Raw genomic sequence first — 17,790 nt, 5'->3', positions numbered from 1 at the left:
CCCGATCCCGAGGACGAACACCGCCGTGACCCCCCTCGATCTCGCCGGCTACCTGATAGCCGGCCTGATGACGGCCGTTGCCCTGTGGCGTATGCCCGCTGCCCTGTGGGGCGACGAGGAGGACCGCAGACGCCGGGCCCTGTGGGGCTGCTACGCCGGATTCGCGATCGCCCTGTGGACGAAGACCGAGGCGGTGCGCATCGGCCTCAACAACAGCGCCGTCACCGACCTCGCCGTCCTCATCAAGCACTACACCGCCACCGTGGCAATTCTGGCCATCCTCAGCTACATCGTGGCCATCTACGGCAGCTACCCCGAAGCGGGCGCGGTCCCCCGCCACGTACGGTTCGCGCGGCTCGTCCAGAAGCTGGCGGCCAAGGCCTCCGTCGCCACGCTGATCCTGCTGACCGTCCTCTTCTTCACCGTCGTCGACCGCTCCGAGCCCTCGGACCGCTTCGTCTCCGACCACGCCGGCGAGTGGGGCGCCACGCTCTACATGAGCGTCTTCTACCTCTATCTCGGGGCCGCGTCCGCCGTGTGCGCCTTCCAGTGGGCGCTGGCCACCCTCGACACCCGGCGGCGCCATCTGCGCATCGGGCTCGGGATGATGACGTTCGCGATGTTCATCGGCGTCGGCTACACCGTCAGCCGCACCCTGTTCCTGTGGATCAGCGTGGTGGACGAGCCGAGCGAGGCGTTCGCCCTGCGGTTCGACCAGGTCACCGAGGCCGCGCAACTGGTGCTGTTCGCCTTCTTCGCCCTCGGCGCGTCCGTCCCCGCCTTCGCGGCCGGCGCCCGCCGGGCCCGGCTGTGGCGGGCCCAGGTCCGGCTGCACGCCCTCTGGTACGAGCTGATGACCGCGTTCCCGGACCAGCCGTTCGACCCGCCCGCCTCGCTGGCCCGCGAGCTGACCCGGTTCAACGTCCCGGCCGACCTGCGCGTGGACCGGTGGGCCGCCGACATCGCGGACGCCGCCGAGAAACTGCGCCACTACGTGCCCGACGGGCTGCTCGCCGCCGCCGGAGGGGCCGCCGCCCGCGACACGGACGACCCGCGCCGGGCCGCGTCCCTCACGGACGCCTACTGGATCCGGGCCGCCCTGCTCGCGAAGGACTCCGGCGCGCCCGCCGGGGGAGCCGCGACGGTCGCCGCCCAGCACGCGGCGGACCAGGACGGCGAGGTGGCCCGGCTGGTCCGGGTCGCCGCCGCGTACCGGACGGTCGACGAGGAGCGCGCCCGCGCCGTCCTCGCGGCCGCGACGGCCGAAACCACCCGCACGACGGAGACGAGCGCATGACCGGCACCACGACCGGCGAGCCGATCCCCACCACCTCCGCCCGCACGGCCTCCGTGGCGCGCACCGTCACCGACGTCCTCCAGCCGCGCAACGTCCTGCTGGCGGGCATGCTCGGCATCGGCGTGGCGGCGGCCGGCGACTGGACGGGACTGCTCTGGGGCTTCCTCGGGGCGCTCTGCGCCGGGCTGATCCCGGCGGGGTACATCGAGTGGGAGCGCGGGCGCGGCACCTGGGGCGACCGCCATGTGGTGGACCGCACCAAGCGGGCGCCGATCTTCTTCGTGATCCTGGGCTCGATCGGCGCCGGCTCGGTGGTGATGGTGCTGGGGAACGCGCCCACCGGCATCCTCGTCGCGATGCTCGCGCTGTGGGTGATGACGATCGGCCTGCTGGCCGTCAACACGGTGTGGAAGATCTCGGTCGACTCGGCGGTGGCCTCGGCGTCCGTCTCCCTCCTCGCCGTGGTGCACTCCCCCTGGTGGATCGCCGCGTACGCGGTGACGACGGCGGTCTGCTGGTCCCGGGTCGCCCTCGGCTACCACACCGTCGCCCAGACCGTGGCGGGCGCGGGCCTGGGCGCGGCGACGACGGTGGCGTACCTGTTCGTCTGAGCGACCTCGGCGTTACCGGGTCAGAGCGCCGCGCACTGACCGGTGCGCGGTCCGCCCACCTCGTTGGCGCGCCCCGTGTCGTCCACGCCCGGCCGGTTGGCGGAGCACACGAGCGGGCCGGTGACCGTGTTGGCGGCGAGCAGCACGCCGCCGGTGTTGCCGGTGAGCACGACGGGGCCGGCGACCGTGTTCGCGGTGCAGCCCGGACCCCCCACCCGTACGGGGCCGGCGGTGCGGCTCACGGAGACCGGTCCTTCGACGCGCGAGCCGCAGAGGTGGACCGCCGCCGCCCGGTCGGCCTGGAGCGGGCCCTCCAGCGTGGAGCCGGTGACCACGAGCGCCGCGCCGGGGCGGACGACGACCGGGCCCCGCTGGGCGGCCCGGTCCAGGCAGGTGACGCCGCTCGTGACGGTCAGCGGTCCGTTGCGGGGGCCGGTGACCTCACGGGTGCAGGCGGGGGCGGGCAGGACGCGGGCCCGGTAGTCGAGGGCCTCGGCGAGCTTGCCCGGCTTGGGGTCGCTCAGCGGCTTGCCCAGCTTGGCGAACTCCCCGCCGGTCTCCTTCTTGCCGCCGTTCCACGCGTCGATCCGGCCGAGCTGGGCGGCGGTTTTCCCGTCGTCGACGACCGCGTCGGCGTCCAGGGCGGCCATCGACTTCGAGGCGCCCTTCACCAGGTCGAGGTACGGGCCCGGGGCCGTCAGGTCGTACGCGCTCACGTCGTGCTCGCCGCGCAGCCACGCCCCCCAGGAGAACTCCAGGAACTCCGTGGCACCGTCCGGAACCTCGTAGCCGATGTCCCGGGTGAAGTAGACGAGACTGCGGTACGGGTCGTCGCGGAAGTGCGTGATGCCGAGCCGGTCCGGCAACCGGTCGACGCCGAGCGGCCGGTTGTCCTCGTCGCGCAGCCACACCTTCTTCTGCTCGGTCATCCGCTGCCAGAAGGCCGGGGCCGGCAGGGAGCTGAAGTTGTCGGTGACGCGGAGCCGGATGCGCAGGTCGGCGGAGCCGTCGGGCCCCTCCAGGAACGATGTCAGCGTGTGGTGCCCGTCGGTGAGGTACAGCTTGCCGCCCGGTCCGACCACGGCCGTCTTCATCGGAGCGATCGTCCCGGGCGTCTCCTGCCCGACCGGGACGGTGCAGGAGAAGCTCGACGGGTCGTCCAGCCGGGCGCCGGGACCGGCCGTGGCCGCCTCCTCCTGGCCGTTGGTCTCGCACCAGTCGTCGAACCGCTTGTTGACATCGCCGGCCGCCTCGTCGCGGTCGCCGCCGTACCGGCCGAGCTTGTAGAAGACCTGGTCGAAGCCGAGTACGGCCTGCGTCGGGTGCAGCTCGCCGAGACGGACGTCGATCAGGTCCCCCGGCTGCGCGCAGACGCGCGGCAGCGGAGCGCCACCGGCGCACGGGTCCGCGGCGGCGGCTCCCGTGCCCGCGCCGGCCACGACCGTGCCCGCCGCCAGCGCCCCGGCCAGCAGCAGCGCCCCGCTCCGTGGCATCCGTGCCCTCGCCCTCGATCTGTTCATGGACGTCCCCTCCCGCGTGATGGTCTTCCGCAGGGACGATCGCAAGGCGCGACGACCCCCGCGCGGACGTGGTGTGAACGAGGGATGGCGCCGGGGTGCCACGGCGGGACGGGGCCGGCGCGGCGCCCGCGCGGGCCGTCCCGTTTGCGGGGGCGGCGGACACCCGGTTACGTGTACGGGGAGGGCGGCCCGCGAACGGGACGGCCCGCAGGCTGGAGGTACTTCCGATGGCGAAGAACCGGTCCGCGCCCGCCAAGGGCATGCGCGGCAGCAAGGCCGGGCTCGTGCTGAGCCTGGGCAGCAGCGCGCTCGCGGTCATCAGGGCGTCCAAGCAGGTACGCCGGGCCAAGGGCTCGCACGACAAGCTGAACACCGCCGACGCGGTGGCGGGGCTGCTGCCGCTGGTCACCTCGGCCGCCCTCGTCCTGCGTCAACTGCGCGGCCGGCGCCGGGAGAACCCGGAAGCGGCCTGAGCACCGGTTCGGCTTCCGGGCCGGCGCACCGGCTCGGCCTCTGGGGCGGAGCCGGCCCCGAGCACCGACCGCACGCCGACGCCGCCCGAAAGGCCGGAAATCGCCCTGCACCCGGTCACTGAACAGCCACCCGCCGGGGTACGACTGTGCCGTGCCGAAACCTTTCGAGATCACCGCGGCCCGCGCCGAGGACATCGTGACGCTGGGCGAGTGGGCCCACGAGGAGAGCTGGAACCCGGGGCTGCACGACGGCGGGGTGTTCTTCGCGACCGACCCCGGCGGTTTCCTCTTCGGCCGGCTGGACGGCGAACCGGTCACATCCGTCTCCGTCGTCCGCTACGGCAGCGACCACGGCTTCCTGGGCTTCTATCTGACCCGCCCCCACCTGCGCGGACAGGGTTACGGGCTGCGGACCTGGCAGGCCGGCACGGCGCGGCTCGCCGGGCGCACCGTCGGGCTGGACGGGGTGCCCGCGCAACAGGACAACTACCGCCGCTCCGGCTTCCGTACCTGCTGGAGCAACGCACGGTACGAGGGCACGCCCCCGCCCCCGCGGGACGTCCCGCCGCCGCCGGGCACCGAACTGGTCGATGCCAGGAGCGTGCCGTTCGACCTGCTCGCCGCCTACGACCGCCGGCATTTCCCGGCCGCACGCGACACCTTCCTGGCCTCCTGGATCACCGCCCCGGGCCGCACGGCCCTGGCAGCGGTCCGGGACGGCGGGCTCCAGGGCCTCGCGGTGCTGCGGGCCTGCCGCGCCGCGTCCCGGATCGGCCCCCTGTACGCCGCGTCCCCCGCGGTGGCGGCGGCCCTGGTCGGGGCGCTCGCGGCCACCGCGCCGGACACCCCGGTCGCGATCGACGTGCCCGACGTCAACCCGGCGGCGGTGCGGCTGGCGACGGAGCTGGGCCTGACCCCGTCGTTCGACACCGCGCGGATGTACAGCGGCCCGGAACCGGTCATCGACCGGACCGGCCTGTACGGCATCACGAGCCTCGAACTGGGCTGACCCGGCAACCCGGCCTCGGGCAGCGGTCCGGTCCCGGGCAGAAGGCGGGACCGGCCGGAGCAGCAGGCAGGGCCGTCGATCCGTCACTCGGCCGCGCGTCACTCCGGAGGAGTCGGCCGCACCACCGGCGGGCCCTCGCGGATCCGGGAGGCCAGGACGGCGATGTCGTCCTCCGCGTCCTCGCCGAACCGGTCCAGCACCTGGTCCAGCAGATCCTCCAGGCGTCCGCCCGGCGGCAGGGTCAGCGAGGCCAGCCGCTCCACGGACACGTCGATGTCCTCGCCCCGGCGCTCCACCAGCCCGTCGGTGTACATGAACAGCACGGTCCCGGGGCCGCAGGGCACCGACGCGGTCCGGTACCCGCCGAACCCGGTGCCGAGCGGCGGCCCCACCGGCACCGGCACGACCCGGGCCCCGGCGGGAGCGGGGTCGATGAAGACCGGGGGCAGATGGCCCGCGCTGGCCACCTCGCACACCCCGCCGAACCGGTCGACGACGGCGAGCAGACAGGTCGCCGCGCGGTCCAGTCCCGACCGCTCCACCATGGTGTCGAGCCGCTCCAGGATCCGGTGGGGCGGCAGGTCCTCCATCGCCAGCAGCCGCAGCAGGGAGCGGTACTGGCTCATGGCGACGGCCGCCTCCACCCCGTGGCCCATCACGTCGCCCATCGCCTTGAGGTGCCGGCCGTCCTGGAGCGGTACGACGTCGAACCAGTCCCCGCCGACCAGGACGCCCTCGTCGGCGGGGAGGTAACGGGTGGCGATCTCGACGTGCGGGTGGGGTCCCCAGGGCTCGGAGAGCAGGGAGCGCTGGAGTTCGCGGGCGATGCTGTGCTCGTGGTGGTAGCGGCGGGCGTGGTCGAGGTCGACGCCCGCCCGGACGGCGAGTTCGCGGGCGACGGCCACGTCCTGGTCGCTGAAGACGGATGAGCCGTCGGCCCGGATGAGGGTGAGCGCGCCGAGCGGCCGGCCGCGGGCGGTGAGCGGGACGATGAGCGCCTCGCGCAGCCCGAGCGCCCGGGAGGCGGTGATCCGGTCCGCGGTGAAGACGCTGCGCCCTCTGCTGTGGTTCTCCCAGTCGTCGAGGACCGGCTCGTTCTCCGCCAGGCAGCGGGTCACCGCGGAGTCCGCCGCGAAGTCGACGTACTCCCCGGGGTGGCCGAACCGCTGCACCTGTTCGTCGAGTTCGCCGTCGCCCCGCAGCGCGGCCCGCCGGAGCCGTACGACGCCGGGTTCCGCGCGGCGTACGGAGTGCCCCACCTCTGCCGGGAACACGTCGACCGCCGCGACGTCGGCGAAGTCGGGCACCACGAAGGCGGCCAGCTCCCGGCAGGTGGTGTCCATGTCGAGCGTCGTGCCGATCCGGACGGCGGCGGTGCTGAGGAGGGCGACGTGACCGCGGGCCTCCGCCAGCTCCTCGCTCTGGCGGGTGAGGTCGGTGATCTCGACGACGATCGCCATCAGACCGCACGCCGCCCCGTCGGAGTCCAGCCGGCTGTACGTGGCGCGCCAGAACCGCTGGTCCGCCCCGTCCGCCGCCCAGGTCTCCCCCTGGATCGTCTCCTCGCGGGGCTTTCCGTCGGCCAGGACCCCGCGCAGGGCGGAGGCCTGACCGCGCAGCCCGGGCAGCACCTGGGAGAACGTCCGCCCGATGTGGGAGCCGGCGGAGAGTCCATTGAGCCGTTCGAGGGCCGGGTTGACGTAGGTGTAGCGGAGATCGTGGTCGAGGACCGCGACGGCGGCCGGGTTTCCGTCGAACAGGGCCGCGACGGTCCGCGGGTCGAAGAACGACGGCATGCCGTCGTCGCACGTGTCGGCCTGCAAGAGCATGCCTCCCGCCGTCGTCGGCTCTCCCGGTCCTCCATCGTCGGCCGCCCGCTTCCGTACCGCATCCGCAGCGCGGCCGGTCAGCGCGGGGCGCCCGTCCGGTCCTGGAAGGGGCCGAAGCCGGGGCCGAGATCGGCGTCCAGGTCGAGGGTGCCCTCGGTGGCCTCGGCGGTGGGTGGCAGGGCGAGGGCCTCGCCGACCGGGCCCGGCAGACTGCCGGAACCGAGCAGTCCGGTGACCAGCGCGGTGGTGAGCCGGTGCCAGGCGGCGGCCCGGCGGATCATGGCGTGGTCGCCGCCCCGGACGGTGACCATGCAGCTACGGGCTCCGGCGCGACGGGCCCGCGCGGTGAGGGACTGGGTGGCCTGGGGGCTGGTCATCCGGTCCCGGTTGCTGTGGACGAGGACGACGTCACGGCCCGCGAGCTGGGTGACCGGGTCCCCCGGCGGACACCAGGGGGCGAGCCCGACGACGCCCCGCACCAGGGGATGCCCGGCGGCGCGGAGAGCGGCGCGCGCCCCCATGGAATGCCCCAGGAGCACCACCGGCAGCTCCTCGCCCGCCTCCTCCCGCAGCGCGTCGAGGGCGGCCACGGCGTCGTGGAAGGGGTCCGCGCGGGGGCCGTTCCAGCCCCGGTGGGCGTACCGCACCTGCGTCACGAGGATGTCGTCGCCGGCCGCGCGGGCGGCCCGGGCAACAGCCCGGACGAAGGGGCGCATCCGGGTGCCGGGCAGATTCAGCAGCCCCGACGGCGGGGGGCCCGTACCGCTCTCGCGCCCCCCGTGCAGAACGAGAACCGCTGCCGACGGCGGTCGTTGGGCCACGCGTACCTCCAGGTGCGGGTGCGGGGCATGCTGCCCCCTCTCCCCGTATTCGGCGCCGAGGCCGCTCCGGATGGGCGTACGGGTCGCCGGATCGGAGGATCGCCGTCGACGGGCCGGGCGGCCGACGGGGCCGGCCGGGGGCCCGGTGCCCTCCACTGTACGGTCACGATCGCGGAACCATCCGTGCCCTCGGCACCATCCCCGTAGACGACAGCGAAGGAGCCTCCCATGGCATCTGGCCCTCAACTCGGCAGCGCAGCACCGGACTTCACCCTCCCTGGCGGAGTCCTTTCGGGCGACGCCTTCGAGCGCGCCGACTACCGGCTGTCGTCCGCCCGCGGCCGGTCCGTGGTGCTGGCGTTCTACCCCGGGGACAACACCAGCGTCTGCACGAAGCAGTTGTGCTCGTACTCCTCGGGCATGGAGGCCTTCGAGGGCCTCGACGCCGATGTCTGGGGAATCAGTCCACAGGGTGTGGACAGCCACGAGTCGTTCGCCCGCTCCTTCGGGCTGCGCATGCCGCTGCTGGCCGACGAGGGCCGGGAGACCGCCAGGGCGTACGGGGTGTCCGCGCCGGGCATCGGGGTGCGGCGGGCGGTCTTCCTCATCGGCCCGGACGGGGTCCTGCGCTGGAAGCACGTGGCCCTGCTCGGTGCGACGTTCCAGTCGCTCACCACGCTCACGGACCACCTGTCCGGCATCAAAGACGCGTAAAGATTGCCGGAATCCGGCAGTGACCGAAGTAGGTGCTGTATGGGATCATCCAGCCAGATCGACGGAAAACGCTCGGGGGAAGTCGGCAGCGGCGGCAACAGGGGAGTGATCGCGTGACCATTTTTCTCGGTCTCGGCATTGCGGGGATCGTGCTGCTCGCGCTCTCCCTGATCTTCGGCGGAATCCTCGAAGGCCTCTTCGACGGTGTGCTCGACGGCCTCTTCGACGGGCTGCTGTCGCTTCCGGTGATCGCCGGCTTCATCTCGATGCTCGGCTTCGGCGGAGCGATCGTGCTCGGCTCGACAGGGGCCGGAACGTTCGTGGCCACGGTCATCGGCGTCACCGCCGGCCTGGTCGCGGCCTGGCTCACCTGGAAACTCAGCAAGGCCCTGATGCGCGACCAGACGGACGCCACCCCGCGCGGCTCCGACCTGATCGGCACCTCGGGGTCCGTCGTGACGGCCATCCCGGCCGAGGGCTACGGCGAGGTGCTGCTGCGACTGGGCGGTCAGCCCGTGAAGTACTCGGCCAAGTCGGCCGCGCCCGTCGCGCGCGGGACCGAGATCTGGGTGGAAGAGGCACTGTCGACCACGTCGGTCTCGGTCCGCCCGGTGGAGCGCTGACCACGTATCCACCCTGATCCCCACTGACGACCCACCGTTACGCGGCACACCGCACCGGTCAACTCCACAGCACCGCCACGCTCCACAACAATCTGCCGTCCCCCACGGGAGGCAGGGGGGACACATCACATGAGTCCAGTAGTCATCGCCGTCATCGGCATCGTCGTACTCCTCGTTCTGCTCGGCCTCGTCGTCATCACGCGCTACAAGGTGGCCGGGCCCAGCGAGGCGTTCATCATCACCGGCCGCCGCGGCAAGAAGTCGACGGACCCGGTCACCGGACAGACCAGCATCGACAACAGCGGCCAGAAGGTCGTCGTGGGCGGCGGCGTCTTCGTCGTGCCGTTCGTCCAGCAGAAGTTCACCCTCGACCTGTCCAGCCGGCACATCCCGATCGCCGTGCGCGGCGCCGTGACGCTGCGCGGCGTCAAGTCGAACCTCGAAGGCGTCGCGATCGTCAAGGTCGGCGGCAGCGAGGACGCGATCCGCGCCGCGGCCCAGCGCTTCCTCCAGCAGCAGGACGGCATCGTCGGCTTCACCCAGGAAGTGCTCTCCGGCGCGCTCCGCGCGATCGTCGGCCGCATGTCGGTCGAGGACATCATCCGGGACCGGGCCGCGTTCGCCGGGCAGGTCGCGGAGGAGGCCGAGGCCAGCCTCTCCGGCCAGGGCCTGATCCTGGACGCCTTCCAGATCCAGGACATCACCACCGAGGGCTCCTACCTGGAGGACCTCGGCCGCCCGGAGGCCGCCCGCGCCAAGCAGGAGGCGGACATCGCCGAGGCCATCGCGAAGCGGGCCTCGGAGCAGGCCCGGCTGAAGGCGGCCGAGGAGATCGCCATCGCCGAGCGGACGTACTACCTGAAGCAGGCCGAGATCAAGGCCGAGACGGAAGCCGCGGCCGCCAAGGCCAACGCCGCAGGCCCGCTCGCCGAGGCTGCCCGCCAGCAGGAAGTCCTGGCCGAGCAGGAGAAGGTCGCCGAGCGCCAGGCGGCGCTGACCGACCGCGAGCTGGACACCAAGGTGCGTAAGCCCGCCGACGCCGCCCGCTACCAGGCCGAACAGGAGGCGGAGGCCCGCCGCATCGCCCAGGTCAAGGAGGCCGAGGCCGACGCGGAGCGCTCACGCCTGACCGGTCAGGGCGAGAAGCTGCACCGTTCGGCGCTGGCCGACGCGGTCCGCATCGAGGGTGAGGCGGACGCCGCGGCGATCGCCGCCAAGGGTGCGGCCGAGGCGGAGGCCATGCAGAAGAAGGCCGACGCGTTCGCGCAGTACGGCGACGCGGCCGTCCTCCAGATGCTGGTCGAGGTCCTCCCGAGCGTGGTGGCGAAGGCCTCCGAGCCGCTGAGCGCCATCGACAAGATGACGGTCATCTCCACGGACGGCGCGAGCCAGCTGGCCCGCACGGTCACCGACAACGTCGCGCAGGGCATGGAACTGCTCACCTCGACGACGGGCGTGGACATGGCGTCCCTCCTCCAGAACCTGAAGGGCCGCGTGGCCACGGTGCCCGCCCCCGCGACCTCGGACGCCCCGGAGACGGACGCGTCGGCCTCGAAGAACGGCGAGATCGAGATCAAGGGCTGACGCGCGAGGCGTCACCGGGGGCTCGACCTCCTACCCGTGGCCGTGCCCGGCAGCGAAGTGTTCGCCGCCGGGCACGGCCACGTCCGCGTCGGAGGACGCGGTGGGGGCTGGATACGCTCCTCCGGCAGACCCGATGTCGTACCAGGGGGCCGACGATGAACCGACCACTGCTCTTCCTCGACGTGGACGGCCCGCTCAACCCCTATGCCGCGCAGCCCGAGCGACGCCCCGACGGCTACATCACGCTCAGGGTGCCGCTGGGCAACGGGCTGCGGGGAGACGACCCCGTCCTCTCCAGCCGACGACGGCCCCTGCGGGTCTGGCTCAACCCGGGACACGGGCCCGCCCTGCTGCGACTCGGCTACGAACTGTGCTGGGCCACCACGTGGATGGCCGAGGCGAACCGGTGGATCGCCCCGGCACTCGGCCTGCCCGAACTCCCCTTCGTGGACTTCGGCGACGCCCTGTTCCGGGAACGCCCCGACGGAGTCCACTGGAAGACGGGCCCCTTGGTGGACCACGCCGCCGGCCGCCCCTTCGCCTGGATCGACGACGAACAGAGCGCCCCGGACCACGCGTACGTGGCCTCGCACCACGAGGGCCCGGCGCTTCTCCACCACGTCAACCCGAGGATCGGCCTGCGCGAGAGCGACTTCCACACCCTCACCGACTTCGCACGCGCCCTGAACAGCCCCGAGAGCCCCGAAAGCCCAACCCCGGGCTGAGCACACGACCACCGCACCCGCTCACCCGTCGAACCGACCGGAACCGCCGGAACCGCCGGAAACCTGGCGGACGTCGCCACGGAAGAACGGGTACCGCCGGGGCGACCCGGGCCGCAGAGAGACGATGCCGCCGAGGTCCCAGCCCGGCAGATCAGCCCTTCGCTTCGCGGACGTCCTCCCCCTGCTCGGCGAACGCCTTGAAGTCCCGCATGTGCTGTCGTGACTGCTTGCGGAAGGTGCCGGGCATCAGGAGCCCCACCAGTCGCATCAGCAAGCCGTCGAACCGGTACTCGTTCTCGCTCACCCAGAGGGTGGTCTCCGGGCCGGCCTCCGTCAGCCGGTCGCGCGTGACGCTCCACATGCCCTCGCCGCTGATCTCTCGGTCGAAATGAACAGCGCTCCCTTCCGGGATTCCGTGCAGGTCCGCCGGTTCCCGGCGCGTGATGGTCTCGGTGGCCTCGAACGTCCGCTGCCCCATCCGCATCACGACCCGTGACTCGGTACCGACCTGCCCGTGCACGCCACTCAGCGGCTCGTGCACCACCAGGCCCCGCAGCCACTTCGGCATGTTCGCCGGGTCGGCGAGCAGTTGCACGGTCCTGTCCCGAGGCAGGGCGATCTCGATCGAGACGGTGTACTTCATGGCTCAACCCTCCGATTCTGTTGGTGAGCGGGCGACTCGACTGATCTCTCACCCGCACGAGAGACGCCTTAACAAGACCGCCGCCGTTCGCGGGTGCCATCGAGTGTGTCGGGTCAAGGGGGAAACGGTATGACGCGGTCATGGGGACGGCCCGGGGCGGAGGACGCCGGCGGAACGCTGGACCGGTACGCGTACGCCTTCCTCGCGGGTGGTCGCCGACGCGTGGCCGAGAGCGCCGTCGTGGCGCTCACCGAGCAGGGGACGCTGTCCCTGCGGGCGACCCGGCTCCGTCCCACCGGCGAAGTCCGGTCGACGCACGCGGTCGAGCGCGCGGTCATCGCCGCCTGCCCCCGCGGCAAGCGCGTCGGGGAGGTGATCGATACCGTCGGGCGCTCCCAGCCGGTCGATGACATCGCCCGGCACCTGGTGTGCCTCGGCCTGCTGAGCGGGAGACGGCAGCGAACCACCCGCGCGGGGCGGCGGCTCCTGGCCGCCGCCGCGTCCCGGGGAACTCTGCCCTCCTACATATTCGACGGCCCGGCGGCTCTCGCCACCGGCCCCGTCCGGCACGGACTGCTCGGCGCCCACCCGATTCCCGACGGCCTCGGCCGCACCCTCCGCCGCATGGGAAAGGCCCTCGACGACGACCACGGCTCATCCACGGATGCCGCTCCCGGCGGAGGCATCGGGTGCGGTGGCCCGTCGGGCGGCGACTGAGCGATGGGACATCCCGGGCCGGCTGTCCCTCCGGAGCAGGCAGGCCCCGGCATACGGCGACGGACCCTGCCGGAAGCTGCCATGCCCCGCTGCCCGGGTCAGAGCGCCATGGGGCGGTAGGCCAGCGCTCGGTCGACGATCTGTTCCGGGCTGGGGCCGGGGTCGGGACCCCAGTAGATGTAGTCGCTGATGTGCGGGCACACCAGCCCGCGTTCCAAGGCGTCCAGGATCTCGTCCCCCTCCGCCTCGTCGGCACCGTTCAGCAGACGCCGCACGAGAGACAGCGCCTCGTCACGGCTCATCCTGCGGTTCGTCCCCGCGTTCCCGCCGTCCGCGTCGGACGGGGGCCGCCCCGCCTCGTCGCCCGCGCTCCGCACACCCCTCAGCACTCCCCCCGGTCCCGCCCCACCGCGTACAGGTGGCTGTCCCGGAACTGTTCCGCGCCCAGCGTCCGGCCGACCATGATGACCGCCGTCCGGATCACCCCCGCCGCCTTCACCTGCTCGGCGATCGAGTCCAGCGGGCCCCGCAGGATGATCTCGTCGGGGCGGGACGCCATCGCCACCACCGCCGTCGGGCAGTCCGCCCCGTAGTGCGGGAGCAGTTCGTCGACCACCCGGTCCACGTACCGCGCCGCCAGGTGCAGGACGATCAGGGCGCCGCTGCGGCCCAGCGTCGCCAGGTCCTCGCCCTCCGGCATCGCCGTGGCGCGCTGCGCGATACGGGTCAGGATGACCGTCTGGCCGACCGTCGGGACCGTCAGCTCGCGCTTCAGGGCCGCTGCCGCCGCGGCGAACGCGGGGACGCCGGGGACCACTTCGTACGGGACGCCCGCCTCGTCCAGGCGCTTCATCTGCTCGTTCACCGCGCTGAACACCGACGGGTCGCCCGAGTGCAGCCTCGCCACGTCGTGGCCGTCCGCGTGGGCCCGGACCAGTTCGGCGGTGATCTGCTCGATGTCCAGGTTCGCCGTGTCGATCAGGCGGGCGTCCCTCGGGCACTCGGCCAGCAGTTCCACCGGGACCAGGCTGCCCGCGTACAGGCAGACCGGGCTGGCGGCGAGGATCCGGGCGCCGCGCACCGTGATCAGGTCGGCCGCGCCCGGGCCCGCGCCGATGAAGTGCACCGTCATGATCGATCTCCCTTGTCCGAACGCGCCCCGGAACCCGAGGGCTTGATGACCGACCACTGCGTTACGGGCATGGCCTGACGCCAGCCGGTGAAGCCGCCGACCGGGACGGCGTGGGCCACGGCGAGGCGCACCAGCTCGCCGCCGTGCGCCTTGTGCCGCTCGGCCAGCAGCGCCTCCGACTCCAGCGTCACCGTGTTCGCTACCAGCCGGCCCCCCGGCCGCAACGCCTCCCAGCACGCGTCGAGCAGGCCCGGCGCGGTCAGACCGCCGCCGATGAACACCGCGTCCGGCGCTTCCAGTCCGGCCAGGGCTGCCGGGGCCGGTCCGGTGACGACCTTCAGCGCGGGGACTCCCAGGCGTTCCGCGTTACGGGTGATCCGCTCCGCCCGTACCGGGTCCCGCTCCACGCTCACCGCCCGGCAGGACGGATGCGCCCGCAGCCACTCGACCGCGATCGAGCCGGAGCCGCCGCCCACGTCCCAGAGCAGCTCTCCGGGCGCGGGCGCCAGGGTCCCGAGCGTGGCCGCCCGGGCGTGGCGCTTGGTGAGCTGGCCGTCGTGCTCGTACGCCTCGTCCGGCAGCCCGGGGACCGTGCCCAGCCGCAGCGCTTCCGCCGACGCCCGGCAGTCGATCGCGATGACGTTCAGGCGGTCCCCCGGGGGGTGCTCCCACGTCTCCGCGAGCCCGTCCACGCACCCCTCGTCCTCGGCGCCCAGTTGTTCCAGCACCCGCAGCCCGCTCGGGCCGAAACCGTGCTCCGTGAGGAGTGCGGCGACCGTCGCGGGGGTGCTCGCGTCCGCGCTCAGGACCAGCAGGCGCCGGCCCGCGTACAGCGACGCCGCGAGACGCGCCGCCGGACGGCCCACCAGCGTCACGACCTCCGTGTCCTCCAGCGGCCAGCCGAGGCGCGCGCAGGCGTACGAGACGGAGGACGGGTGCGGCAGCACGTGCAGCCCCTCCGGGCCCAGCTCCTCGGCCAGCGCCCGCCCGATCCCGTAGAACATCGGGTCCCCGCTCGCCAGCACCGCGATCCGGCGCTCCCGGTGCTCGGCCAGCAGCCGGGGGACGGCGGGCCTCAGCGGGGACGGCCAGGCCACCCGCGCACCGGCGCACTCCGTCGGGAGCAGCTCCAGCTGGCGCGCCCCGCCGATCAGCACCTCCGCTTCCCGCAGCGCCTCGCGTGCCGTACCGGACAGGCCGGGCCAGCCGTCCGCGCCGATCCCCACGACGGAGACGGGGTGCGCAAAGGCAGCGGGGGGAGGGGCGGCAGACACGGTCGGGACCTCGTTCGGCGCGGCAAGGAAGAAGCAGGAGGAAGTGGCAGGAGAAGGCGCGGGGCGACGCTGCCGAACTTTACTCAACCTCGCTTTCCGTCCCCTCCGGCGGGTGAATCCGGAAGAAACTTCGCGCGTGTTGTCGAGAACCCCGCACCGGCCCCGACGTCCCCTGTGCAAGAGGAAGAAACGACACCGAGCGAACGAGCGACCAGGAGGCGACGGTCATGAAGTATCTGGTGATGGTCCAGGGCAGCCAGGCGGACTACGACGCGCAGACCGGCAAGGGGAACGCGGACAGCCCCGCCTGGGACAAGGAGGCCATGCAGGAGATGTTCGCCTACATGGGCAGCATCAACGACGATCTCGCCGAGTCGGGCGAGCTGGTCACCGGCTACGGGCTGCGGGAGCCCGCGTCGGGCCGGGCCGTCAGCCTCGACTCCGAAGGCCGTCCGGTGGTCTCGGACGGTCCGTACAGCGAGACGAAGGAGCTGCTCGCCGGGTTCTGGGTGCTCGACTGCGAGAGCCTGGAAAGGGTGACCGAGATCGCGACCCGCGTGGCACGCTGTCCGCAGCCGGCCGGGGCGCCCGACTACCCGGTGCTCATCCGGCCCGTCGACGGCGGGATCGACGACTGACGCACCACCCGAGGACGCGGATGGAACGGACGACCGACGTCATCATCGAGGACCTGCTGCGCCGCAACGCGCCGCAGGTCCTCGGCGCGCTCGTGCGCCGGTACGGGCACTTCGACCCGGCCGAGGACTCCGTCCAGGAGGCCCTGATCGCGGCCGCCGAGCAGTGGCCGCGGGACGGGGTACCCGACAACCCGCGCGGCTGGCTGATCCGGGTCGCCTCCCGCCGCCTCACCGACCGGCTCCGCAGCGACGAGGCCCGTCGCCGGCGGGAGGAGACGGCGGCGGCCCTCACTCCGGCGGACGCGTTCGTCGCGCCGCCGCCCGGGGAAGGCGCCACCGGCCCCGGCCGGGCCCCCTCCGAGGACGACACGCTCACCCTGCTCTTCCTCTGCTGCCACCCCGTGCTCTCCCCCGCCGCCCAGATCGCGCTCACCCTCCGCGCGGTCGGCGGTCTCACCACGGCGGAGATCGCCCGCGCCCATCTGGTGCCGGAGGCGACGATGGCGCAGCGGATCAGCCGGGCCAAGCGGACGCTGCGCGGTACGCGGTTCCGGCGGCCGGACGCCCCGGACCTCGACCAGCGGCTCGGCGCCGCGCTCCAGGTCCTCTACCTGATCTTCAACGAGGGCTACACCGCCACCGCGGGCCCCGACCTGACCCGCACGGACCTGGCGCGCGAGGCGATCCGGCTGACCCGCGCCGTCCGCCGGCTGCTGCCCCACGAGGGGCGGGTGACCGGGCTGCTGGCGCTGATGGTGCTCACCGAGGCGCGCACCCCGGCGCGCACCGGGCCGGACGGTGAGCTGATCCCGCTCGACGAACAGGACCGGGCGCTCTGGGACCGTACGGCCATCGTGGAAGGCACCGCGCTGGCCGAGGAGGCCCTCGCCCAGGGCCCGGCCGGGGACTACCAGCTCCAGGCCGCCGTCGCCGCCCTCCACGACGAGGCGGAGCGCGCGGAGGACACCGACTGGCCGCAGATCCTCGCCCTCTACGACCTCCTCGTGCGGCGCACCCCCGACCCCGCCGCCGCGCTGGGCCGGGCGGTCGCCGTGGCCATGGTGGACGGGCCCCGGGCGGGGCTGGCGGCGGTCGACACCCTGGCGGGGACGGTGGAGCCGCGCTTCCGCCTCGACGCCGTACGCGGGCATCTCCTGGAACGGGCCGGGGAGCGGGCCGCCGCCCGTGCCGCCTACCGCGCGGCCGCCGACGGCACGCTCAGTGAACCCGAGGCCCGCTATCTGCGCGTGCGCGCGGACCGGCTGGACCCGTAGGAGCCCTTCCGTCCGTGCCCGTTCACTCCCGTCGGCCGAAGAACTCGATCTCCGCCACCGCCGTACGCCGGTCCTTCCCCGAGCCGTACGCCGACTCGACCGTGAGCCGGGCCTTGACCGTGTCCGATCCCCGTACGTCGAAGGTCTGCTGGCCCGCCTGGTCGCGCAGCCGGATCGTCCGGTCGGTCCTCTCCCCGTCCTCCGACGTCAGCTCCACCGTGAGCCGCGCCGGGCGGCCCTGCGTCAGGAACTCGTTCTGGCGCGCCGACGTCCCGGAGAACACCACGATCTTCATCATCCGCACCGGCTGCGCGAAGTCGCACTCCAGGTGCTCCCCGACGCCTTCGCCGGTCTCCTCGGGCGCCCAGTAGCGGTTGTTGAACCCGTCGAACGCCGCCGACGCCGGGTGCCCGCCCGCCTCGCTGGAGCCCCGGCAGACAGCGGGCGGCACGGACTCCGGGGTTCCGGTCTCCTCCTTGGCGAAGCCGAACAGGCCCGAGAGATGCGGGAGCGCGAACCACACCCCCACCGCCAGCAGGATCAGCACGATGGGCAGCCCGACCCTCGGCCGCCGCCACCCGCGCCGCGGGCGCGCCCCCGCCACGCGCGCCTGCCGGGGCCGGCGCCGCAGGATCCGCCGCCACCAGGGCAGCCGGCCCTCGGGGGCGGGCCCGGGGTCCAGGAGCAGGGCGCAGCGGATGCACAGCGTGCGGCCCGGGGCGTTCTCCGTACGGCAGTTGGGGCAGACGACCGGTGCGCCGACGGGTTCCGGGCGGGGCGGCTCGGTGGCGGGCCCCGGCCGCCCGTCCGGCCACGCGTCGGGCCCGGGAGCCGGACCGGGCGGGCCCTCGCCCGGGCGCCGGGGGGCAGCCGCCCGCGGTGGCAGCGGCGGTCCGGGGGGCGTCG

At 73.5% G+C, this 17,790-nt stretch carries 19 protein-coding genes; 11 read left to right on the top strand and 8 right to left on the bottom strand.

Features of this window, described 5'->3' with window-relative positions; all coding sequences use genetic code 11:
• The first annotated feature begins 25 nt into the window (after positions 1–25).
• Both HET64_RS23605 and HET64_RS23600 read left to right on the top strand, forming a co-directional pair.
• Positions 26–1,297: an MAB_1171c family putative transporter gene (locus HET64_RS23605; RefSeq protein ID WP_215108675.1), complete on the top strand. Its 1,272-nt coding sequence runs from the start codon at positions 26–28 to the stop codon at positions 1,295–1,297.
• Complete coding sequence (locus HET64_RS23600) at positions 1,294–1,908, top strand: hypothetical protein (RefSeq protein WP_215108670.1); 615 nt, start codon at positions 1,294–1,296, stop codon at positions 1,906–1,908. The genes HET64_RS23605 and HET64_RS23600 overlap by 4 nt, the downstream gene beginning before the upstream one ends.
• A gap of 20 nt (positions 1,909–1,928) precedes the next feature.
• Here the strand turns inward: HET64_RS23600 and HET64_RS23595 are convergent, their stop codons facing one another.
• Complete coding sequence (locus tag HET64_RS23595; RefSeq protein WP_215108667.1) at positions 1,929–3,428, bottom strand: ParB/Srx family N-terminal domain-containing protein; 1,500 nt, start codon at positions 3,426–3,428, stop codon at positions 1,929–1,931.
• A gap of 227 nt (positions 3,429–3,655) precedes the next feature.
• Here HET64_RS23595 and HET64_RS23590 point away from each other — a divergent pair, with 227 nt between their 5' ends.
• Entirely contained in the window at positions 3,656–3,901 is a 246-nt protein-coding gene (locus HET64_RS23590) for a hypothetical protein (RefSeq protein ID WP_215108665.1), read from the top strand.
• A gap of 151 nt (positions 3,902–4,052) precedes the next feature.
• On the top strand, positions 4,053–4,910 hold the full coding sequence (locus tag HET64_RS23585) for a GNAT family N-acetyltransferase (protein WP_215108663.1): 858 nt from the start codon (positions 4,053–4,055) through the stop codon (positions 4,908–4,910).
• Positions 4,911–5,008: 98 nt separating this feature from the next.
• On the opposite strand, the gene HET64_RS23580 is transcribed toward HET64_RS23585, so the two are convergent.
• Positions 5,009–6,739: a SpoIIE family protein phosphatase gene (locus tag HET64_RS23580; RefSeq protein WP_215108661.1), complete on the bottom strand. Its 1,731-nt coding sequence runs from the start codon at positions 6,737–6,739 to the stop codon at positions 5,009–5,011.
• Positions 6,740–6,816: 77 nt separating this feature from the next.
• On the bottom strand, positions 6,817–7,560 hold the full coding sequence (locus HET64_RS23575) for an alpha/beta fold hydrolase (protein ID WP_215108659.1): 744 nt from the start codon (positions 7,558–7,560) through the stop codon (positions 6,817–6,819).
• 228 nt (positions 7,561–7,788) lie between these two features.
• Here HET64_RS23575 and HET64_RS23570 point away from each other — a divergent pair, with 228 nt between their 5' ends.
• From HET64_RS23570 to HET64_RS23555, 4 genes are all read left to right on the top strand, one after another.
• On the top strand, positions 7,789–8,274 hold the full coding sequence (locus tag HET64_RS23570; RefSeq protein WP_215108658.1) for a peroxiredoxin: 486 nt from the start codon (positions 7,789–7,791) through the stop codon (positions 8,272–8,274).
• Positions 8,275–8,387: 113 nt separating this feature from the next.
• Positions 8,388–8,897: an NfeD family protein gene (locus HET64_RS23565; protein WP_215108656.1), complete on the top strand. Its 510-nt coding sequence runs from the start codon at positions 8,388–8,390 to the stop codon at positions 8,895–8,897.
• A 129-nt stretch (positions 8,898–9,026) separates the two neighbouring features.
• Positions 9,027–10,481, top strand: coding sequence for a flotillin family protein (locus HET64_RS23560; protein WP_215108654.1), 1,455 nt, complete (start codon positions 9,027–9,029; stop codon positions 10,479–10,481).
• A gap of 155 nt (positions 10,482–10,636) precedes the next feature.
• Positions 10,637–11,206 (top strand): hypothetical protein, encoded by a 570-nt coding sequence (locus tag HET64_RS23555; RefSeq protein ID WP_215108652.1) that lies wholly within the window; start codon positions 10,637–10,639, stop codon positions 11,204–11,206.
• Between the two features lie 151 nt (positions 11,207–11,357).
• Here HET64_RS23555 and HET64_RS23550 read toward each other — a convergent pair whose 3' ends face one another.
• The gene (locus HET64_RS23550; RefSeq protein ID WP_215108650.1) at positions 11,358–11,849 is read right to left on the bottom strand and encodes an SRPBCC family protein; all 492 of its coding nucleotides are present in this window, start codon (positions 11,847–11,849) and stop codon (positions 11,358–11,360) included.
• Between the two features lie 129 nt (positions 11,850–11,978).
• On the opposite strand from HET64_RS23550, the gene HET64_RS23545 reads away from it, so the two are divergent.
• Positions 11,979–12,566 carry a TIGR04222 domain-containing membrane protein gene (locus HET64_RS23545; RefSeq protein WP_215108648.1) on the top strand — a complete coding sequence of 196 codons (588 nt, stop codon included), beginning with the start codon at positions 11,979–11,981 and terminating at the stop codon, positions 12,564–12,566.
• Between the two features lie 98 nt (positions 12,567–12,664).
• Here HET64_RS23545 and HET64_RS23540 read toward each other — a convergent pair whose 3' ends face one another.
• From HET64_RS23540 to cbiE, 3 genes are all read right to left on the bottom strand, one after another.
• On the bottom strand, positions 12,665–12,868 hold the full coding sequence (locus tag HET64_RS23540) for an e9imm peptide (protein ID WP_215108646.1): 204 nt from the start codon (positions 12,866–12,868) through the stop codon (positions 12,665–12,667).
• Between the two features lie 80 nt (positions 12,869–12,948).
• Entirely contained in the window at positions 12,949–13,698 is a 750-nt protein-coding gene (gene cobM, locus HET64_RS23535) for a precorrin-4 C(11)-methyltransferase (protein WP_215108644.1), read from the bottom strand.
• Positions 13,695–14,972, bottom strand: coding sequence for a precorrin-6y C5,15-methyltransferase (decarboxylating) subunit CbiE (gene cbiE / locus HET64_RS23530; RefSeq protein ID WP_215108642.1), 1,278 nt, complete (start codon positions 14,970–14,972; stop codon positions 13,695–13,697). Before cbiE ends, cobM begins: the two co-directional genes overlap by 4 nt.
• A gap of 227 nt (positions 14,973–15,199) precedes the next feature.
• Here cbiE and HET64_RS23525 point away from each other — a divergent pair, with 227 nt between their 5' ends.
• Together HET64_RS23525 and HET64_RS23520 are read left to right on the top strand one after the other, a co-directional pair.
• Positions 15,200–15,610 carry a YciI family protein gene (locus HET64_RS23525; RefSeq protein ID WP_215108640.1) on the top strand — a complete coding sequence of 137 codons (411 nt, stop codon included), beginning with the start codon at positions 15,200–15,202 and terminating at the stop codon, positions 15,608–15,610.
• 20 nt (positions 15,611–15,630) lie between these two features.
• Positions 15,631–16,884, top strand: coding sequence for an RNA polymerase sigma factor (locus HET64_RS23520; protein ID WP_215108637.1), 1,254 nt, complete (start codon positions 15,631–15,633; stop codon positions 16,882–16,884).
• Between the two features lie 22 nt (positions 16,885–16,906).
• Here HET64_RS23520 and HET64_RS23515 read toward each other — a convergent pair.
• On the bottom strand, positions 16,907–17,790 hold an 884-nt coding region (locus HET64_RS23515; RefSeq protein ID WP_251145746.1), incomplete at its 5' end, for a discoidin domain-containing protein.

Origin of the sequence: Streptomyces sp. McG3 (assembly GCF_018619185.1) — a bacterium.
In the GTDB taxonomy this organism is placed as follows: Bacteria; Actinomycetota; Actinomycetes; order Streptomycetales; family Streptomycetaceae; genus Streptomyces.
Note: the sequence above shows the minus strand (reverse complement) of the source record. Positions and strands in the feature narration are given on the sequence as shown.

What these genes read in the sequence shown, in the direction of transcription:
- HET64_RS23580 (WP_215108661.1), bottom strand. Translation starts at nt 6,739, where the DNA reads ATGCTCTTGCAGGCCGACACGTGCGACGACGGCATGCCGTCGTTCTTC.
- HET64_RS23590 (WP_215108665.1), top strand. Translation starts at nt 3,656, where the DNA reads ATGGCGAAGAACCGGTCCGCGCCCGCCAAGGGCATGCGCGGCAGCAAG.
- HET64_RS23540 (WP_215108646.1), bottom strand. Translation starts at nt 12,868, where the DNA reads ATGAGCCGTGACGAGGCGCTGTCTCTCGTGCGGCGTCTGCTGAACGGT.
- cobM (WP_215108644.1), bottom strand. Translation starts at nt 13,698, where the DNA reads ATGACGGTGCACTTCATCGGCGCGGGCCCGGGCGCGGCCGACCTGATC.
- HET64_RS23570 (WP_215108658.1), top strand. Translation starts at nt 7,789, where the DNA reads ATGGCATCTGGCCCTCAACTCGGCAGCGCAGCACCGGACTTCACCCTC.
- HET64_RS23525 (WP_215108640.1), top strand. Translation starts at nt 15,200, where the DNA reads ATGAAGTATCTGGTGATGGTCCAGGGCAGCCAGGCGGACTACGACGCG.
- HET64_RS23600 (WP_215108670.1), top strand. Translation starts at nt 1,294, where the DNA reads ATGACCGGCACCACGACCGGCGAGCCGATCCCCACCACCTCCGCCCGC.
- HET64_RS23555 (WP_215108652.1), top strand. Translation starts at nt 10,637, where the DNA reads ATGAACCGACCACTGCTCTTCCTCGACGTGGACGGCCCGCTCAACCCC.
- HET64_RS23560 (WP_215108654.1), top strand. Translation starts at nt 9,027, where the DNA reads ATGAGTCCAGTAGTCATCGCCGTCATCGGCATCGTCGTACTCCTCGTT.
- HET64_RS23520 (WP_215108637.1), top strand. Translation starts at nt 15,631, where the DNA reads ATGGAACGGACGACCGACGTCATCATCGAGGACCTGCTGCGCCGCAAC.
- HET64_RS23550 (WP_215108650.1), bottom strand. Translation starts at nt 11,849, where the DNA reads ATGAAGTACACCGTCTCGATCGAGATCGCCCTGCCTCGGGACAGGACC.
- HET64_RS23545 (WP_215108648.1), top strand. Translation starts at nt 11,979, where the DNA reads ATGACGCGGTCATGGGGACGGCCCGGGGCGGAGGACGCCGGCGGAACG.
- HET64_RS23595 (WP_215108667.1), bottom strand. Translation starts at nt 3,428, where the DNA reads ATGAACAGATCGAGGGCGAGGGCACGGATGCCACGGAGCGGGGCGCTG.